Origin of the sequence: Citrobacter sp. wls706, assembly GCF_005281305.1 — a bacterium.
Classification (GTDB): Bacteria; Pseudomonadota; Gammaproteobacteria; order Enterobacterales; family Enterobacteriaceae; genus Citrobacter; species Citrobacter werkmanii.
In genome coordinates this window covers 1-19,606 of the sequence record NZ_SZXG01000040.1, presented here as the reverse complement: position 1 = coordinate 19,606, position 19,606 = coordinate 1, and the positions used below count along the sequence as shown (strand labels likewise).

Here is a 19,606-nt window from a genome sequence, read left to right as displayed (position 1 = left end):
CTTTACCCTTTGTTGTTAATTACAGCCGGCGCCAGTATCTGAACCACCAGCACCAAAACCCACGTAACGATCAGCGGCACGAATACCGCTTTCAAAACAGCCAACGCCACCACCAGCAACACCAGCATCGCTAACACCTTGAAGGCTTCGCCGAAAGCGAATGTCCAGGCTACCCGACCTTTCGCTGGTGTATGCACCTGGTGACGCCAGGCGAATATCATAAACAACACGTTGGGCAGTAACACTGCCAATCCTCCGCACAGTGCGGAGATGCCCCAGAAGGGGTCTTTGAGGCTAAACAGCAATCCACTTGCTATTACCGCCAGAAGCTGTGTGAGCAAAAGCTTACGAGCAACGTTTCGACTCAAGAGCGACATAGACATCACGTGTTTACTCCTGCTCCCTTCGAGGTATGCCGCGTGTCGTATAAAACGTTCTTTATGGCTTAGAGTCAAGCATCAAAAAGCGGTCAAATTATACGGTGCGCCTTCGTGATTTCAAACAATAAGTAGCTAAAAAGTGAATAAATGTTTAAATATTTTTCGCTGCGCCACATTTATTACTTTTTGGCAAACTGTGAACGATCATGCAAAACTGCAAATGCCGCGAAAACACTGGCGTTAAAGCGTGCACCAGATCACATATTGAACATATTCCCCTTCGCATAATTTATTTACGTGGCAAATGGTGCCATTTCATCTTTTTGATATTTAAGCGTAAAAAGCGACACTATTTCAAAAACAACGCCTAACAACAAAAGAACCACTGATTGACATTTATAATAAAAAATTAACACAAGCGGTGGTTCTTAGGTTCTATTTTTAGCAGACTGATATTTTCACAGTTGACTTGTTTCGCTTTTAACAAAAAACGGTACGTTATAGTTATGATGCAAAACCGTAAGGTAGAGGTGAAATGTGACAGCATTTCGCCACACTACCCTCTATAACTTTTAACACCTGAATAGACGTTTTTTCTCTATTTTTTTTGATAAAAATTAAATTTTGTTTGGCTTAATAACCACCAAATGACGTTCGCCATCCAGTTGCGGAACGCGCAATTTTTCAACTGACTCGACGCAAAATTCTGCAGGCAACGAGGCTATTTCATCTTCAGGCAACTGCCCTTTGAGTGCATAAAAGCGTCCGTTCTGGCCAGGCAAGTGATGACACCAGCTCACCATATCATTGAGGGACGCGAAAGCACGGCTAATCACCCCATCAAATGGCGGCTCTGAAGGAAATTCTTCAACCCGACTTTGCACAGGCGTGATGTTAGTAAGGCCAAGCTCATGCTGCACCTGACGTAAGAAACGGACCCGTTTTCCCAGGCTATCCAACAGTGTGAAATGCGCTTCAGGCCGCACGATAGAGAGTGGAATTCCCGGCAGACCCGGTCCCGTGCCAACATCAATAAAGCGCTCGCCCTTCAGATAAGGCGCAACAACAATGCTGTCCAGAATATGGCGCACCAACATTTCGTTGGGATCCCGCACCGACGTCAGGTTGTATGCTTTATTCCATTTATGCAGCATATCGACATACGCAATCAGCTGATTTTTCTGGTGATCGGTAAGAGAAATACCGGCATCAGCCAGAAGACGAGAGAGTTTGTTGAGCACGGTCATTACCTGTTAATAATCAAATGCCCGATGCGCTTTCGCTTATCGGGCCTACAAATTTGTAGGGCGGGTAAGCGAAGCGCCCCCGCCAAATTAGTGTTATCAAGCGCTGCGACGCAGCATGCCTTGTTTTTTCAGCCATACCAGCAGAATGGAAATGGCGGCAGGCGTTACGCCAGAAATGCGCGATGCCTGGCCGATCGATACCGGTTTGTGATCGTTCAGTTTGGCGATGACTTCATTCGACAAGCCCGAGACCTGGCGATAATCCAGCGTTGCAGGCAACAGGGTATTCTCATTACGCTGTTGTCTTTCGATTTCTTCCTGCTGACGAGCGATATACCCTTCGTATTTCACCTGAATCTCAACCTGTTCTGCGGCCTGAGCATCGTCAAGCGCCGGTGCGAATGCAGATAAAGAGGTCAACTGAGCATAGGTCATATCCGGGCGACGCAACAGATCCTCACCGCTGGCCTCACGAGATAAAGGTGTTGCCAGGTGAGCGTTCACTTCTGCTGCAGATTCCGCTAATGGGTTTACCCAGGTTGATTTGAGACGCTGGCGTTCCTGTTCGATGCGCTCCAGCTTCTCGTTGAAGCGAGCCCAACGCTCATCGTCCACCAGACCGAGTTCACGGCCAATTTCGGTCAGACGCAGGTCGGCGTTATCTTCACGCAGCATCAAGCGATATTCAGCGCGTGAGGTAAACATGCGGTACGGTTCTTTGGTTCCCAGGGTGCAGAGATCGTCAACCAGCACGCCAAGGTAAGCCTGATCGCGACGCGGCGCCCAGCCGTCTTTCTCAGCAGACAAGCGTGCGGCGTTGAGACCTGCCAGCATGCCTTGCGCGGCGGCTTCTTCGTAACCGGTTGTACCGTTGATCTGGCCAGCAAAGAACAGACCGCGGATGAATTTGCTTTCCAGCGTCGGTTTCAGGTCGCGCGGATCGAAGAAATCGTACTCAATCGCATAGCCAGGACGGACGATTTTCGCGTTTTCCATCCCTTCCATTGAACGAACAATTTGCATCTGCACATCGAACGGCAGGCTGGTGGATATACCGTTCGGATAAATTTCGTTAGAAGTTAGTCCTTCCGGTTCGAGGAAGATCTGATGCTGGTTGCGATCGGCAAAGCGCATTACTTTGTCTTCGATCGACGGGCAGTAGCGCGGGCCAATACCTTCGATCACGCCAGCGTACATTGGGCTACGATCGAGGTTATTGCGGATCACGTCATGGGTTTTCTCATTGGTATGCGTGATGTAGCACGGCATCTGGCGCGGATGCTGAGAAGCGTCGCCCAGGAATGAGAAGACCGGCATTGGGTTGTCGCTGTTTTGCTGACCCAGAACGCTGAAATCAATCGTGCGTGCATCAATACGCGGCGGCGTACCGGTTTTCAGGCGGCTGACGCGCAGCGGCAGTTCACGCAGACGGCGTGACAGCGGAATAGACGGCGGATCGCCAGCACGGCCGCCGCTGTAGTTGTCCAGACCAATATGAATTTTTCCGTCGAGGAAAGTCCCCACGGTTAATACGACCGCTTTGGCACGGAACTTCAGTCCCATTTGGGTTACCGCACCCACAACACGATCGTTTTCAACAATCAGATCTTCAACCGCCTGCTGGAAGATCATCAGGTTGGGTTGATTCTCCAGCGCGGTGCGTACCGCCTGACGATAAAGCACACGATCGGCCTGAGCTCGGGTAGCGCGAACGGCTGGCCCTTTGCTTGCGTTTAGTATCCTAAACTGAATGCCGGCATGGTCGATCGCTTTTGCCATCAATCCACCAAGCGCATCCACTTCTTTTACCAGGTGTCCCTTCCCAATACCGCCAATCGCCGGGTTGCAGCTCATCTGCCCCAGAGTATCGATATTGTGTGTCAAAAGCAGGGTTTGTTGTCCCATTCGCGCCGCGGCCATTGCGGCTTCGGTGCCTGCATGACCCCCGCCAATGATGATGACGTCAAAAGGATCCTGATAAAACATGGTAATTGCCTCGCATAACGCGGTGTGAAAATGGATTGAAGCCCGGGCCGTGGATTCTACTCAACTTTAGTCGATCGAGAAAGACCTGGGATCCTGGGTATTAAAAAGAAGATCTTTTTACTTAGAGATCTGTTTTATTGTGATCTCTTATTAGGATCGCCACTCTCTGTGGATAAGAGCGATCCTTTGAATAAGATCAACAGGTTGCTGAGGATCATTAGCTGTGAATGATCGGTGATCCTGGTCCGTATAAGCTGGGATCAGAATGAAGGGTTATACACAACTCAAAAACTGAACAGCCGTTATTCTTTGGATAACTACCGGTTGATCCAAGCTTTTAACCAGAGTTATCCACATAAAAAAGTGCGATCTTTACAAATCTCTGAGCAATGGATACCAGGATCCCAACCAAATTTCAGCCGGATCTTCCGGAATTTCATGTTCCAGCACGTTGATCTTCAGCGTTTCGCCGATCTGTTTTGCCCCACAGGCTTTCAGTTCTGCTTCCAGCTTGTCGATTGCGCCGCAAAAGGTGTCATATTCACGACTGCCGATGCCGATTGCGCCGAAGTGTACTTGTGACAGGTCCGGTTTTTGCTCGCGTAATGCTTCATATAAAGGTTGCAGGTTGTCAGGAATGTCTCCGGCACCGTGTGTGGAGCTGATCACCAGCCAGATCCCTTCAGCCGGAACCTCATCCAGCATTGGGCCGTGCAGTATTTCGCTGGAAAAACCGGCGTCGTCCAGCTTTTCTGCCAGATGTTCTGCTACATATTCCGCACTGCCAAGCGTGCTGCCGCTGATAAGAGTGATGTCTGCCATGCTCGCCCACCTTTATAAAGAAGGCGCATTGTACGCTGTGAGCGAGCTGGGATCTACCTGTGGAAAAATGTGGGATTAAAAAAAACGATCACGGCTTGATGGTACGCATGATCGGGTTCTGCAGGACGATCAGGGTTTCAGTGGACTGAATTTCATCAATTGTTTGGATCTTGTTGATAAGTACCTGTTGCAGCGCGTCGATCGACTTGCACATCACCTTAATAAAGATGCTGTAGTGTCCGGTGGTGTAATACGCTTCGGTCACTTCATCAAGACTTTCCAGCCTGGCCAGCGCTGACGGATAGTCCTTCGCGCTTTTCAGGATGATGCCGATAAAGCAGCCGACGTCATAACCCAATTGTTTGGGACTGACATCAATACGCGCACCGGTGATGATCCCGGCCTGCTTCATCTTCTCTACGCGAACGTGAATTGTCCCCGGACTAACGCCAAACTGTTTGGCCAATTCGGCGTAGGCGGTGCGGGCATTTTCCATCAGGGCATCAAGAATGCCGCGGTCCAGATTGTCGATCTGATAATTTTCCATAGGTTTTTCTTATGTAGATTAATGATTCCTTCTATTTTAGACGCTAATTTTAACGAATCAAAATCGAAGTTGGCTTTTTGTTTGTTGATTATTGAATATTACCTCCATTCTGTTGCTTAATCATAGGCAACAGGACACAGGAGTACACATAATGAAAACCGCTTACATTGCCAAACAACGTCAAATTAGCTTCGTAAAATCTCATTTTTCTCGCCAGCTGGAAGAGCGTTTAGGTCTGATCGAAGTTCAGGCTCCGATCCTCAGCCGCGTAGGAGATGGCACGCAGGATAACTTGTCTGGCTGTGAAAAAGCGGTGCAGGTGAAGGTTAAAGCATTGCCAGACGCTCAATTCGAAGTGGTTCATTCACTGGCGAAGTGGAAGCGTCAAACGTTAGGACAACACGACTTTAGCGCAGGCGAAGGGCTGTACACGCACATGAAGGCCCTGCGTCCCGATGAAGATCGCCTCTCCCCACTGCACTCAGTGTATGTTGACCAGTGGGACTGGGAGCGCGTGATGGGCGACGGTGAGCGTCAATTCTCCACTCTGAAAAGCACGGTAGAGGCTATCTGGGCGGGAATTAAGGCCACCGAGGCTGCGGTTAGCAAAGAGTTTGGTCTGGCACCGTTCCTGCCAGAGCAGATCCACTTTGTTCATAGCCAGGAGCTGTTATCTCGTTATCCAGATCTTGACGCGAAAGGTCGTGAACGTGCGATCGCAAAAGAACTGGGCGCAGTATTCCTGGTAGGGATCGGCGGCAAGCTCAGTGACGGTCACCGTCATGATGTACGCGCACCGGATTATGACGACTGGAGTTCGTCCTCCGAGCTGGGTCATGCCGGGCTGAACGGTGATATTCTGGTGTGGAACCCGGTTCTGGAAGATGCGTTTGAACTGTCTTCTATGGGGATCCGTGTGGATGCCGACACCCTGAAACACCAGCTTTCTTTGACCGGTGATGAAGATCGCCTGAGTCTGGAATGGCACCAGGCGCTGCTGCGCGGTGAAATGCCACAGACAATTGGCGGCGGGATTGGGCAGTCGCGTCTGACCATGCTATTGTTGCAATTACCACATATCGGTCAGGTTCAGTGTGGTGTATGGCCGGCACAGGTACGTGAAAGCGTTTCTTCCCTGTTGTAAGAATTAACGCCGCCAGCGTCTGAGCAGGCGGCTTCGCATCCCGGTATCAAAGCGCCAGATATGATCGAAAATGCGCATGATGCCGGGTTTGCCGTGTGCTGACATCGCCACCGCATGAAAACGATGCTGGTGCAATCGCTGTAATTCCCCCACTTTATTGACGACCTCATCGGGCAATCGCTGAGCGATAAAATCAGAGATCACCACCGCATCGGCATCAAACCATTCCCGGCCCTGCATGCGCTCAATAATGGCGCGAAAGCAGCTGGCAATATCGGTACCGCCGCGAAAACGCTGGCTTAAAAAACGGATCGCTTGTTCAATACCTTCCGGGCCAGACAGCTCATAGCGGACCACTTCTGTTGAAAACAGCATAATGAAACAGCGCCGGTTATCGGCCAGGGCGACGCGCATTAGCGCCAGGCAAAAGGCTTTCGCACACTGCTCATTAAACCCGCCCATTGATCCAGACGTATCTACGCAAACAATAAAAGGTCCGCGCGGCTGCTCATCAAAATCCTGATGCACCACCGGACGTTCCGTTACTTTCTCGCGCCATGCCTCGCCGTGCAGACGATAGGTCAACAGCTGCTTTTCCACCAGCCGTCGGTAGAATTCGTATTCCAGTTCAGTAATACCCAGTGTGGCCAGTTCCGGCGGCAACAGGCGCAGGATGTCATCGCTTTGCTGGATGCCATCCACCTGTTCCGGGACGGTGGCGGGTTCCCGCACAAGGGTACGGAAGGTCTCCATGGGCGCATCTTTACGCGGCACTGATTTCGCTTCTCTGGAACGGCCTAACTGTTCAGCCAGACGCTGGAGTTCGGGTTGTTGCGTCAGGAATTCGCCATATTTCACCATCAGTTGATAATCGCCGCGCTTGATTTGACCTGCGCTCATATCCCATAACCGGCCTGCGGCGTTGTCGTTTTCTGCCAGAACGGGTTCCAGTTGCCCGCTGAGAGTCATCCGCTCCTGGACTTCACTAAGTAAATGTTCACGCTCATCTTCCAGCAGTTGCTGATTTAGCGTTGTGGTTTGCACTACCAGACTCAGGCGCCAGCGCTGGAGAAAAAGCGTATGCAGGGCGGGCGTAAAGGTACTGTTGTCATCAACCAGTTGCTGAGCTTGCCCGGCCCACGGCGAATGGAGGCGGTGTAATAGCGCCAATATTTGCGGGAGCTGGACTATAAACTGCGCATGTGAGAGGAGCTGGCTTTGTTGGTAACAAATGACCTCTTCCATCAACTCCGGCGGTACATGGGTATCTTTGAGACGACTGCGCAATGATTCACGCCAACGGGGGATATCGTCAGTAATCGCTTTTTTAAGGCGAGGAAACTTTTTAAAAAACACCACCATCTTTGGAGAAGCCAGCAGGGCGACGATCATCTCTTCGATCATCGCCTCTTCACTGACTGCCAGCATGATATTGAGCGTATCAAGGGTTAGCATTGTTGCGCCTGGCGGATTTGTGCCCCGACATCCTGCAGGCTGGCCTCAATGCGGGCTAACCAGTCGCTATGAATAAACAGACATTTTTGCTGGTCGCTGAATGCGCTGTGCTGCTGGTGCCACTCGTTATCAAGTGCTTCAAGCTGCTGTTTTATCTCATCAGGCATACTCTCTTGCGATGCGCCGGGCAGCGCCAGACGAGAGCCTTGCAAACTGACGTCGCGCACAACCAGATGCTGTGCGCTATCGACTTCCATGTTCAGCGTTTGGGCGAAGCCGATCCCGTTTAATTTTCCGCGGATCTCACCGCCTTTGGTCAGCCACATTTCCAGCGCACTACGTTCAAAAGCAATATGGATAACTTCCATATCATGCAGCTTTAAAGGCTTTTGCAGCAGTAATGTTACGACTGAAGATGTGGCTTCCGGGGGTAAATCATAATGAGGACGACGGCTGAACATGCCACCCTGACGGATCACCGTGAATGCCGTTTTGTCGCTTTGCTGCTGCTGGAGCTGGATGCGGCGCTGCACAATGCTGGCCAGACGCGTCAGCATGGCTTGCTGCTGCCAGGCGTGTCCGGTCATCAAAATTTCGAGCTGCTGTTGCATCAGATTCAGGCTTTGCGCGTCGTACCACAAGCAATCTTTCAGCAGGATCAGGTCGATAGGCACAACCGCATCACGTCCGCTGAAGAAGGCGCTGGCCTGAAGTAAGCGGATAGCTTTTTTCCAGCGACGATCGGAGACATAAGGGGCATTCGGTAATGCGTCTAACTGCTGGCGCAGCGTGAAAATAAGCTCAAAGACGCGATCGGGCAGCTTGATGGCGCCAATGTCCTTTTGCCACTGGTAATACTCTTCATCCGTCACCTGTAACGACGTCGGAACCGGGTTGTCACTTTCATCCTGCTGGCTTAACAGCATGGAGCGGAAGTTGGCCTTGTCCTGAACTTTATCCAGCCACAGGCGGATGAGCATACGGTCATACAGGGCTTCCAGACTGCTGTCTGCTTCAGGCAGTTCGTTGGAGGCGGCCACCAGCAGACGCATCGGGATTTTCTCTTCATGCGCGCCGTTACGAAAATGCCGTTCGTTAATGGCGGTCAGCAGGGTGTTGAGAATGGCCGGGCCTGCTTTCCAGATTTCATCGAGAAAGACAATTTCAGCTTCGGGTAAGTAGCCCGCCGTTAAGCGTTCATAGCGACCTTCGTCTTTCAGCGCCTGGATTGACAGTGGGCCAAACACCTCTTCTGGCGTAGAGAAGCGCGTCATCAGATATTCGAAAGCACGGGCGTTTTGAAAGGCGAACTTCAGTCGACGGGCGATTAAGCTTTTTGCGATCCCTGGAGGACCTAATAAGAATACGCTCTCGCCGCTTAGAGCAGCCAGCAGGCAAAGGCGAATGGCGTGGCTACGTTCATAAAGTCCCTTTTCCAGCGCATTGCTCAGACGGGAAATTCTTTCCGCTAATAAATGTGGGTGAGCCATAATGAAGTGGCGTCCTTTCGCCAAATGTACTGCGTAAACTGCGAGTATAGATGCTTCACACCAGTGCAGTAATAGACTGAAGGTGCGCTTATTTTTCTTTGAGCCAGATTAATCTGGTCTCATTTAGGGGTACGATTTTATGATTAATCGTGCATACTGTGCGCCTTTTTGTGGGCCAAGGGACGACGCACACATTTCTTATATATACACCATATCAATCATACTGCACCAAGGCGGCAATGGAGTTTTCTTCTGGGATGGGGGGAATAACGAATGCAGCCCACACGGAGTGGCTTGAGTGATGATGTGTATAAACGAAAGACGAGTCTATGAGCACTGATAATAAACAATCATTGTCTGCGATTACCCTTGCGGCCATTGGGGTTGTCTACGGTGATATTGGTACCAGCCCACTTTATACGCTTCGTGAATGTTTGTCTGGCCAGTTTGGTTTTGGCGTTGAACGTGATGCTGTGTTTGGTTTTCTCTCGCTGATTTTCTGGCTGCTGATCTTTGTTGTCTCCATTAAATATCTGACGTTTGTCATGCGTGCGGATAACGCCGGGGAAGGTGGGATCCTGACGTTGATGTCATTGGCCGGGCGCAATACCTCGGCACGAACAACCTCGATGCTGGTTATCATGGGGTTGATTGGCGGCAGCTTCTTCTATGGTGAAGTGGTGATTACGCCAGCCATTTCAGTGATGTCGGCGATTGAAGGTCTGGAGATCGTTGCTCCGCAACTGGATACCTGGATTGTTCCGCTCTCGATTATCGTGCTGACCCTGCTGTTTATGATTCAAAAACACGGTACCGGCATGGTTGGTAAACTGTTTGCGCCGATTATGCTGCTGTGGTTCCTGACGCTCGCGGTATTAGGCGTGCGCAGTATTATTGGTAATCCGGAGGTACTGCAGGCGCTCAATCCGTATTGGGCGGTGCATTTCTTCCTCGAATTCAAAACGCTGTCCTTTATAGCGCTGGGTGCGGTGGTGCTATCGATTACCGGTGTTGAAGCGCTGTATGCGGATATGGGCCACTTCGGTAAATTGCCGATTCGTCTGGCGTGGTTCTCCGTGGTATTGCCTTCGCTGGTACTGAACTATTTTGGGCAGGGCGCGTTGCTGTTAAAGCATCCTGAAGCGATCAAAAACCCGTTTTTCCTGCTGGCGCCGGACTGGGCATTAATTCCACTCCTGATCCTCGCCGCACTGGCAACGGTTATCGCTTCGCAGGCGGTTATTTCCGGTGTCTTCTCGCTGACGCGTCAGGCCGTGCGTCTGGGGTATTTGTCGCCGATGCGGATCATTCATACTTCGGAAATGGAATCGGGTCAGATCTACATCCCCTTCGTTAACTGGATGCTCTATTTTGCGGTAGTTATCGTGATTGTGAGCTTTGAACACTCCAGTAATCTGGCCGCGGCGTACGGGATTGCGGTAACGGGAACAATGGTACTGACGTCTATTCTGTCTACCACCGTGGCGCGCAAAAACTGGCACTGGAATAAATATTTCGTTTTCCTGATCCTGGTGGCGTTCTTATGCGTCGATGTTCCGCTGTTCTCCGCGAACCTCGATAAACTGATTTCCGGCGGTTGGCTGCCGCTGACGCTGGGTCTGGTGATGTTCACCATCATGACCACGTGGAAAAGCGAACGTTTCCGTCTGCTGCGTCGCATGCATGAGCACGGCAACTCTCTGGAGGCGATGATTGCCTCTCTGGAGAAATCCCCACCGGTACGCGTGCCGGGAACGGCGGTATATATGTCGCGTGCGCTGAACGTCATCCCGTTTGCGCTTCTGCATAACCTCAAGCATAACAAGGTGCTGCATGAACGTGTGATTCTGCTGACGCTGCGTACGGAAGATGCGCCATACGTGCACAACGTGCGTAGGGTGCAGATTGAGCAGTTATCGCCCACCTTCTGGCGCGTAGTGGCCAGCTACGGCTGGCGTGAAACGCCGAACGTTGAGGAAGTGTTCCATCGCTGCGGTCTGGAAGGCTTAAGCTGTCGAATGATGGAAACCTCTTTCTTTATGTCGCACGAGTCGCTGATTGTCGGCAAACGACCATGGTATTTGCGTCTGCGCGGCAAGCTATATCTGCTGCTCCAGCGCAATGCGCTGCGCGCGCCGGACCAGTTTGAAATCCCGCCAAATCGGGTTATTGAGCTCGGTACTCAGGTAGAGATTTAAGGTAATCGACGCCCTCTTTCATCACGAAAGGGGGCGTTTTGTTTTGTCCCTCCCAGTTTTCATTTCATCGAATGATAATCCTTGCGAAACGTTTCGATGGCGATCACATTTTCGTAACGTCGCGGTGGTTTTCTGTCCACTCTTCGCACTACACTTATCGTCAGCGAAACGTTTCGCTAGTGGGGAAAGAAAATGAAGAAAGGCACGGTACTCAACTCTGAAATTTCAACGGTGATCTCCCGTCTGGGGCATACCGATACGCTGGTGGTGTGTGATGCAGGTTTACCCATCCCGAACAGCACAACGCGTATTGATATGGCATTAACCCAGGGCGTACCTTCTTTTATGCAGGTACTGGATGTGGTTACACGTGAAATGCAGGTCGAGGCGGCCATTCTCGCGACGGAAATTAAACAACATAATCCGCAACTCCACGAAACGTTGCTCAGCCACATTGAGCAACTGCAACAACACCAGGGAAACACCATAGAAATTCGTTACACCACGCATGAACAATTCAAAAAACAAACCGCAGACAGTCAGGCGGTAATTCGCAGCGGAGAGTGTTCTCCGTATGCGAATATTATTCTCTGTGCTGGCGTCACGTTCTGAGGCCATCATGAACGCATTACTGCAACTCAAAGGGATCGATAAAGCGTTCCCGGGCGTAAAAGCGCTATCCGGCGCTGCGCTGAATGTCTATCCAGGCCGCGTAATGGCGCTGGTGGGCGAAAACGGCGCGGGCAAATCTACCATGATGAAAGTGCTGACCGGGATCTACACCCGTGATGCTGGCTCTTTATTGTGGCTGGGGAAAGAGACCACCTTTAACGGTCCAAAATCCTCTCAGGAAGCCGGCATTGGTATCATCCACCAGGAACTTAACTTGATCCCGCAACTCACTATCGCTGAGAACATTTTTCTTGGCCGTGAGTTTGTGAATCGCTTTGGCAAAATTGACTGGAAGAAGATGTACGCCGAAGCCGATCTGCTGCTCGCCAAACTCAATCTACGCTTTAAAAGCGACAGGCTGGTCGGTGAGCTGTCGATTGGCGATCAGCAAATGGTCGAAATTGCTAAAGTGCTGAGCTTTGAATCGAAGGTCATCATTATGGATGAGCCGACGGATGCGCTCACCGATACCGAAACCGAATCTCTGTTCCGAGTTATCCGCGAGCTGAAATCGCAGGGGCGCGGCATTGTCTATATCTCCCACCGTATGAAAGAGATCTTCGAAATCTGTGATGACGTGACCGTCTTCCGTGACGGGCAGTTTATTGCCGAGCGTGAAGTCGCAACGCTGACCGAAGACTCGCTGATTGAAATGATGGTGGGACGTAAGCTGGAAGATCAGTACCCGCGTCTGGAAAAAGCGCCGGGTGATATCCGTCTGAAGGTTGATAATCTGTGCGGCCCTGGGGTAAACGATGTTTCGTTCACGCTGCGTAAAGGCGAGATCCTTGGCGTATCGGGGCTGATGGGCGCCGGACGTACCGAGCTGATGAAAGTGTTGTATGGCGCATTGCCGCGCACCAGCGGCTACGTCACGCTTGATGGGCATGAAGTTGTCACCCGTTCGCCACAAGATGGCCTTGCAAACGGCATCGTCTATATTTCTGAAGACCGTAAACGTGATGGCTTAGTGCTGGGCATGTCGGTGAAAGAGAATATGTCACTGACCGCGCTGCGCTATTTCAGCCGCGCCGGTGGAAGCCTGAAGCATAAAGATGAGCAGCAGGCGGTAGGTGATTTTATTCGTCTGTTCAATGTTAAAACGCCATCGATGGAACAGGCTATCGGCCTGCTCTCAGGCGGTAATCAGCAGAAAGTGGCCATTGCGCGCGGTCTGATGACCCGACCAAAGGTCCTGATCCTCGATGAGCCAACGCGCGGCGTCGACGTTGGGGCTAAGAAAGAAATTTATCAGCTTATCAACCAGTTTAAGGCCGATGGGCTGAGCATCATTCTGGTCTCCTCTGAGATGCCAGAAGTATTGGGCATGAGCGATCGTATTATCGTTATGCATGAAGGGCATCTCGGCGGTGAGTTCACTCGCGAGCAGGCCACTCAGGAAGTATTAATGGCTGCCGCTGTGGGCAAGCTTAATCGCGTGAATCAGGAGTAAAAAAGATGACTACCCAGGCTGTTTCTGGTCGCCGTTATTTCACTAAAGCATGGCTTCTGGAGCAAAAGTCGCTCATCGCTCTGTTAGTGCTGATCGCGATTGTTTCCACCATGAGCCCCAACTTTTTTACCGTTAATAACCTGTTCAACATTCTCCAGCAAACGTCGGTAAACGCCATCATGGCCGTCGGCATGACGCTGGTCATCCTGACGTCGGGTATCGATCTGTCCGTCGGTTCCTTGCTGGCGCTTACCGGTGCGGTTGCAGCGTCCATTGTCGGTATTGAAGTCAATGCGCTGGTAGCCGTTGCCGCTGCTCTGGCGCTCGGCGCTGCCATTGGCGCAGTAACCGGGGTCATTGTCGCGAAAGGCCGCGTGCAGGCGTTTATCGCCACGCTGGTGATGATGCTGCTACTGCGTGGTGTGACCATGGTGTACACCAACGGCAGTCCGGTAAATACCGGGTTTACTGACAATGCCGATCTGTTTGGTTGGTTTGGTATTGGTCGTCCGTTAGGCGTCCCTACGCCTGTGTGGATCATGGGGATTGTCTTCCTGGCGGCGTGGTACATGCTGCATCATACGCGTCTGGGTCGTTATATCTACGCGTTGGGCGGTAACGAAGCGGCGACGCGTTTGTCCGGTATCAGCGTGAGTAAAATCAAAATTATCGTTTACTCCCTGTGCGGTCTGCTGGCATCGCTGGCGGGTATCATTGAAGTGGCTCGCCTCTCCTCTGCGCAGCCGACGGCAGGTACTGGCTATGAGCTGGATGCTATCGCTGCGGTGGTGTTAGGCGGTACCAGCCTGGCGGGCGGTAAAGGACGTATTGTTGGGACGCTGATCGGCGCATTGATTCTTGGTTTCCTCAATAATGGTTTGAATTTGTTAGGTGTATCCTCCTATTACCAGATGATCGTCAAAGCGGTGGTGATTTTGCTGGCGGTACTGGTAGACAACAAAAAGCAGTAACAACGATTACAGGACATCTTAAATATGAACATGAAAAAACTGGCTACCCTGGTTTCTGCTGTTGCGCTGAGCGCCACCGTGAGCGCGAATGCGATGGCGAAAGATACCATTGCGCTGGTGGTCTCCACCCTCAATAACCCGTTCTTTGTGTCGCTGAAGGATGGCGCGCAAAAAGAGGCCGATAAACTGGGCTATAACCTGGTGATTCTGGATTCACAGAACAACCCGGCGAAAGAGCTGGCTAACGTTCAGGACTTAACGGTTCGTGGAACTAAAATTCTGCTGATTAACCCGACTGACTCTGATGCCGTGGGTAACGCCGTGAAGATGGCTAACCAGGCGAAGATCCCGGTTATTACCCTGGATCGTCAGGCTACAAAAGGTGATGTGGTGAGCCACATTGCGTCTGATAACGTGCTGGGCGGTAAAATTGCGGGGGATTACATCGCGAAGAAAGCAGGTGAAGGCGCGAAGGTTATCGAACTGCAGGGGATTGCCGGTACTTCAGCGGCGCGTGAGCGTGGCGAAGGTTTCCAGCAGGCCGTTGCGGCACACAAATTTAACGTACTGGCCAGCCAGCCGGCAGACTTCGACCGCACCAAAGGTCTGAACGTCATGCAGAACCTGCTGACCGCGCATCCTGACGTGCAGGCCGTATTTGCCCAGAACGATGAAATGGCGCTGGGTGCGCTGCGCGCACTGCAAACCGCAGGTAAATCTGATGTGATGGTGGTTGGATTTGACGGCACGCCAGATGGCGAAAAAGCAGTAAATGATGGCAAACTGGCTGCGACCATTGCTCAGTTGCCGGATCAGATCGGCGTGAAAGGCGTGGAAACTGCGGATAAGGTTCTGAAAGGCGAGAAGGTTCAGGCTAAATATCCGGTTGATCTGAAGCTGGTCATCAAGCAGTAATACCGATTCAGGTCGCTCGCGGCCTGATGGAGACATAAATACGCCATCCCTGGGCCTGGTTCTAAGGATGAAAGCGTAAAAAGAAAAGCAGGGCACGCGCCACCCTAACCCGGTGGCGCACTTTACTGGACACTCCGAACATGAAAACCGCAGGCAACCTCGTCGTTCTTGGCAGCATCAATGCCGATCACATCCTCAACCTTAAATCTTTCCCAACGCCTGGTGAAACCGTAACCGGTAGCCATTATCAGGTCGCATTTGGCGGAAAAGGCGCTAATCAGGCTGTTGCTGCGGGTCGTAGTGGCGCGAACATCGCGTTCATTGCCTGTACGGGGGATGACGATATTGGCGAAAGTGTGCGTAAACAGTTGGCCAAAGATAATATCGATATTGCGCCGATCAGCGTCATTTCGGGGGAATCGACCGGTGTGGCACTGATTTTTGTTAATGGTGATGGCGAGAACGTCATTGGCATTCACGCCGGTGCAAACGCAGCCCTTTCTCCTGCGCTGGTGGAAGCACAGCGCGATCGCATTGCGCAGGCCTCCGCCTTACTGATGCAGTTAGAGTCGCCGATCGAAAGCGTGCTGGCTGCGGCAAAAATTGCCCAGCAAAATAAGACTACGGTCGCCCTTAACCCGGCTCCGGCGCGTGAACTTTCTGACGAGCTGTTGGCGCTGGTGGATATTATTACCCCGAATGAAACCGAGGCTGAGAAGCTGACGGGGATCCGGGTAGAAAACGATGAAGATGCGGCCAAAGCAGCGCAGGCATTACACGCGAAAGGGATCCATACTGTACTGATTACTTTAGGTAGTCGCGGAGTGTGGGCCAGCGTGAATGGTGAAGGTCATCGAGTGCCTGGTTTTAAAGTGGACGCCGTTGATACCATCGCTGCCGGGGATACCTTTAACGGCGCATTAATTACAGCGTTACTGGAAGAGACACCGCTGCCTGAAGCGATCCGTTTTGCCCATGCAGCTGCGGCGATTGCGGTCACCCGTAAAGGTGCGCAGCCTTCCGTTCCATGGCGCGAAGAAATAGAAGCGTTTTTAAGTCAACAGAGGTAACGCTTGGCTACAATGAAGGACGTCGCCCGCCTGGCGGGTGTTTCTACGTCGACGGTTTCTCACGTCATCAATAAAGATCGCTTTGTCAGTGAGTCTGTCACTGACAAAGTTGAAGCGGCAATTAAAGAGCTTAACTACGCGCCTTCCGCGCTGGCGCGTAGCCTCAAGTTAAACCAGACCCGCACCATCGGCATGTTAATCACTGCCAGTACCAATCCTTTTTATTCCGAGCTGGTTCGCGGCGTTGAACGTAGCTGTTTTGAACGCGGCTACAGCCTGGTGTTATGCAATACCGAAGGCGATGAACAGCGCATGAACCGCAATCTGGAAACGTTGATGCAAAAACGGGTGGATGGCTTGCTGCTGCTCTGCACGGAAACACATCAGCCTTCCAGAGAGATAATGCAACGCTATCCTTCTATTCCTACCGTGATGATGGACTGGTCGCCCTTTGATGGCGAAAGCGATTTGATTCAGGATAACTCCCTGTTAGGCGGGGACTTAGCCACTCAGCATCTTATCGATAAAGGTTTTACCCGCATTGCCTGTATTACCGGGCCGCTGGATAAAACACCGGCGCGTTTACGTCTGGAAGGATATCGGGCGGCTATGAAGCGAGCGGGCTTGCCGGTCCCGGAAGGTTACGAGATCACTGGTGACTTTGAGTTCGGCGGTGGTTTTGAAGCTATGCAAACGTTGTTATCACATAAACAGCGACCGCAGGCCGTTTTCACAGGGAACGACGCAATGGCCGTCGGCGCGTATCAGGCATTGTATCAGTCAGGATTGCGCATTCCGCAGGATATGGCGGTGGTGGGTTATGATGATATCGAACTGGCACGCTATATGACGCCACCGCTGACGACCATCCATCAACCCAAAGATGAATTGGGCGAACTGGCCATCGATGTGTTAATCCACCGGATGGCGCAGCCCGCATTGCAGCAGCAACGCCTGCAACTTACTCCTGTTTTGATGGCGCGGGGGTCGGTTTAGGCTTGTGCCGATCTTTGATCAGGTTACGTCCATCTTTGGCTTTTAGCAGCATAAACATCAGCGCAGAGACAATAGTGATCGCGCCCATGGTTATGAAGGTGTAATGGAACTGTTCAACCGTATTGGTACCTTCCATGCCTTCATAGATACGCAGGACGGCGGCGCTGATAGCGACCCCTAAACTGATCGACAGTTGCTGCGTAACGGCCAGCACGCTGTTACCGCTGCTGGCGTTCTCATCGGTCAGGTCCGCCAGAGTGATGGTATTCATTGAGGTAAACTGGGTGGACATCGCCATACCTAAAATAAACAACGGTAGGATCAACATCCAGACCGGCATGGCAGGAGATTGCAAAGCGAATTGCGCAATCATCAGGCCGATAAACACCGTAACACCCACCAGTGTCGTTCTGTAGCCGAGTCGGCGTAGTACCTGTGTCACCATCGATTTTGCCAGTATTGAGCCCAGCGCCGTTGGCGCCATCATGCAACCAGCAATTAGCGCCGGATATCCAAAGCCTACCTGCAGCATCAGCGGCATTAAGAACGGCACACATCCTGTACCCAGACGCGTGGCAAGGTTTCCAGCGATCCCGACGGAAAAGGTTCTGGTCTTAAATATTGGAAGCGATATAAGCGGCATTGGGTGACGACGCGCGTGACGAATGTAGGCAAGCAGCAACAGAATACTGGTCACAATAATGCTGAGTGCGACCCAGGTAGCGACAAGCTTCTCACCAAACAGCTCAACACCACTGGAAAACAACACCAGACTCAGGCCAAAGAGGAAGAAACCTGTCATATCAAAGCCGCGGCGCGGCGTGGTGAAGTTCGGCATATATTTGCGTGCATAGAAGATACCCGCCACGCCAATGGGAATACTAATCAGGAAGATCCAGTGCCAACTGGCCCACGTCACCAGAACACCGCCCAATACCGGACCTAAAATTGGGCCCACAAGACCCGGCATGGTCACGAAGTTAAGCACTGGGAGTAGTTCGCTGCGTGGGTAAGCTCGCAATAAAGCCAGACGGGCAACAGGCATCATCATCGCGCCGCCGATGCCCTGGATGACGCGGAAAACTACCAGTTCACTTAAGGAACTGGATAGCGCGCAGGCCAGCGATCCCAGCGTAAACAGGCTCACGGCAATCATAAAGACGCGTCGGGTACCGAACCTGTCTGCCAGCCATCCACTCACCGGGATCAGCATGGCGACCGTCAGGGTATAACTGATAATAGCCGACTGCATGGCGAGTGGAGAGCGGTTAAGGCTGTGCGCTATTGCGGGTAAAGCGGTATTGAGGATAGTGGCGTCTAATGCCTGCATAAAAAAGGCCATGGCTGCTATCCATGGCAGCCCGGCCATACTGCGAGATTTCTTTTCTGACATATTATTTATCCGGTAGCACGTTCGGTGCTATCAGCAATGCCTGACAGGCGGTGAAGGCGCGATCGCCATCGCTATCCTCTATTGCATCGACAATAGCCTGGTGCAAATCCAGCTTCACCACATCGTTATAGGTAATAGAGGTAAAGTAGGTCTGGTAGACGGAATGGAACAGTGATGCAAAGGAGATAAGGAACGGATTCGCACTCATTTCATAGATGTGCTCATGCCAGGCGATATCAACTTCTATCCAACGGTCGCGCCGGAAATTTCTTTTCAGCTCGACCATCTCTTCCATCAGTGTATTGAGATGCGCTTTCTGTTCTGCCGTCCCGATAGTCGCCGCCAGCAAACAGGCTTGTGGCTCCAGGCTGATACGCATCACCAGAAAATGTTTTATGACCTGAGGGAAATTATCTTCCGTCATCCACCAGGTAAGCAGCTCCTGGTCGAGGAAGTTCCAGTTTGCCTGAGGCATGACGCGAGTGCCAATACGCGGGCGTGGTAATACCATACCTTTTGCCGTTAACGTTTTTACCGCTTCTCTTACTGCGGTACGACTCACGCCAAACTGATCGCCCAGCTCTATTTCACCGGGCAGGATAGCGCCCGGTGCGTATTCACCTTTTAATATTCGCTGGGCTAGCTTTTCGGCCAGAACGTAGGACAGATTCTTCTGTGCGGCTAGCTGTTGGGCATTTAAAGGCATGAATGTTATTCCTTACTCTTTTTCTTATTCATTAGTATGCCACCAGGAAGTGTGATTGCGGCTGCAAAAACGGCAAATTGCTTATTTTATGGCATGTTAATGGTGTTTTTGGTGAAAAAATACGCACTCGGAAAGTTATTTTAAATTTCCCCTTGTCAGCC

Annotated in this window: 17 protein-coding genes; 8 read left to right on the top strand and 9 right to left on the bottom strand. The window is 51.6% G+C overall.

Going from position 1 to position 19,606, the window contains the following annotated elements; genetic code table 11:
• Positions 1-2 precede the first annotated feature (2 nt).
• The 5 genes from atpI to asnC form a co-directional block, all read right to left on the bottom strand.
• A complete protein-coding gene (gene atpI / locus FDW92_RS20195) occupies positions 3-383 on the bottom strand; it encodes a F0F1 ATP synthase subunit I (RefSeq protein WP_042311402.1) in 381 nt (126 codons plus the stop codon).
• A 614-nt stretch (positions 384-997) separates the two neighbouring features.
• Positions 998-1,621, bottom strand: coding sequence for a 16S rRNA (guanine(527)-N(7))-methyltransferase RsmG (rsmG, locus tag FDW92_RS20190; RefSeq protein WP_042311979.1), 624 nt, complete (start codon positions 1,619-1,621; stop codon positions 998-1,000).
• 102 nt (positions 1,622-1,723) lie between these two features.
• Complete coding sequence (mnmG, locus tag FDW92_RS20185) at positions 1,724-3,613, bottom strand: tRNA uridine-5-carboxymethylaminomethyl(34) synthesis enzyme MnmG (RefSeq protein ID WP_042311400.1); 1,890 nt, start codon at positions 3,611-3,613, stop codon at positions 1,724-1,726.
• A 372-nt stretch (positions 3,614-3,985) separates the two neighbouring features.
• On the bottom strand, positions 3,986-4,435 hold the full coding sequence (mioC, locus tag FDW92_RS20180; protein WP_042311398.1) for an FMN-binding protein MioC: 450 nt from the start codon (positions 4,433-4,435) through the stop codon (positions 3,986-3,988).
• Positions 4,436-4,523: 88 nt separating this feature from the next.
• The gene (gene asnC, locus FDW92_RS20175; protein ID WP_003023780.1) at positions 4,524-4,982 is read right to left on the bottom strand and encodes a transcriptional regulator AsnC; all 459 of its coding nucleotides are present in this window, start codon (positions 4,980-4,982) and stop codon (positions 4,524-4,526) included.
• Between the two features lie 151 nt (positions 4,983-5,133).
• On the opposite strand from asnC, the gene asnA reads away from it, so the two are divergent.
• A complete protein-coding gene (gene asnA, locus FDW92_RS20170; RefSeq protein ID WP_042311395.1) occupies positions 5,134-6,126 on the top strand; it encodes an aspartate--ammonia ligase in 993 nt (330 codons plus the stop codon).
• A 3-nt stretch (positions 6,127-6,129) separates the two neighbouring features.
• On the opposite strand, the gene viaA is transcribed toward asnA, so the two are convergent.
• Together viaA and ravA are read right to left on the bottom strand one after the other, a co-directional pair.
• A complete protein-coding gene (gene viaA, locus FDW92_RS20165; protein WP_042311394.1) occupies positions 6,130-7,581 on the bottom strand; it encodes an ATPase RavA stimulator ViaA in 1,452 nt (483 codons plus the stop codon).
• Positions 7,575-9,071: an ATPase RavA gene (gene ravA, locus FDW92_RS20160; RefSeq protein ID WP_042311392.1), complete on the bottom strand. Its 1,497-nt coding sequence runs from the start codon at positions 9,069-9,071 to the stop codon at positions 7,575-7,577. Before ravA ends, viaA begins: the two co-directional genes overlap by 7 nt.
• A gap of 329 nt (positions 9,072-9,400) precedes the next feature.
• Between ravA and kup the strand changes: the two genes are divergently transcribed.
• The 7 genes from kup to rbsR all read left to right on the top strand — a co-directional run bounded on the left by kup (position 9,401) and on the right by rbsR (position 17,346).
• The gene (gene kup, locus FDW92_RS20155) at positions 9,401-11,269 is read left to right on the top strand and encodes a low affinity potassium transporter Kup (protein WP_042311390.1); all 1,869 of its coding nucleotides are present in this window, start codon (positions 9,401-9,403) and stop codon (positions 11,267-11,269) included.
• A gap of 192 nt (positions 11,270-11,461) precedes the next feature.
• A complete protein-coding gene (rbsD, locus tag FDW92_RS20150; protein ID WP_038635798.1) occupies positions 11,462-11,881 on the top strand; it encodes a D-ribose pyranase in 420 nt (139 codons plus the stop codon).
• 7 nt (positions 11,882-11,888) lie between these two features.
• On the top strand, positions 11,889-13,394 hold the full coding sequence (rbsA, locus tag FDW92_RS20145) for a ribose ABC transporter ATP-binding protein RbsA (RefSeq protein WP_016157825.1): 1,506 nt from the start codon (positions 11,889-11,891) through the stop codon (positions 13,392-13,394).
• A 5-nt stretch (positions 13,395-13,399) separates the two neighbouring features.
• On the top strand, positions 13,400-14,365 hold the full coding sequence (rbsC, locus tag FDW92_RS20140; RefSeq protein ID WP_003023762.1) for a ribose ABC transporter permease: 966 nt from the start codon (positions 13,400-13,402) through the stop codon (positions 14,363-14,365).
• Between the two features lie 24 nt (positions 14,366-14,389).
• Complete coding sequence (gene rbsB / locus FDW92_RS20135) at positions 14,390-15,280, top strand: ribose ABC transporter substrate-binding protein RbsB (RefSeq protein WP_137400693.1); 891 nt, start codon at positions 14,390-14,392, stop codon at positions 15,278-15,280.
• A 140-nt stretch (positions 15,281-15,420) separates the two neighbouring features.
• On the top strand, positions 15,421-16,350 hold the full coding sequence (gene rbsK / locus FDW92_RS20130) for a ribokinase (protein ID WP_042311386.1): 930 nt from the start codon (positions 15,421-15,423) through the stop codon (positions 16,348-16,350).
• 3 nt (positions 16,351-16,353) lie between these two features.
• Positions 16,354-17,346 carry a ribose operon transcriptional repressor RbsR gene (rbsR, locus tag FDW92_RS20125; RefSeq protein ID WP_087857265.1) on the top strand — a complete coding sequence of 331 codons (993 nt, stop codon included), beginning with the start codon at positions 16,354-16,356 and terminating at the stop codon, positions 17,344-17,346.
• On the opposite strand, the gene mdtD is transcribed toward rbsR, so the two are convergent.
• Both mdtD and FDW92_RS20115 read right to left on the bottom strand, forming a co-directional pair.
• Positions 17,312-18,739, bottom strand: coding sequence for a multidrug transporter subunit MdtD (gene mdtD, locus FDW92_RS20120; RefSeq protein ID WP_137400692.1), 1,428 nt, complete (start codon positions 18,737-18,739; stop codon positions 17,312-17,314). The two genes, rbsR and mdtD, sit on opposite strands and share 35 nt — an antisense overlap.
• Before the next feature lies 1 nt (position 18,740).
• On the bottom strand, positions 18,741-19,445 hold the full coding sequence (locus FDW92_RS20115; protein WP_042311382.1) for a FadR/GntR family transcriptional regulator: 705 nt from the start codon (positions 19,443-19,445) through the stop codon (positions 18,741-18,743).
• Between the last annotated feature and the right edge of the window lie 161 nt (positions 19,446-19,606).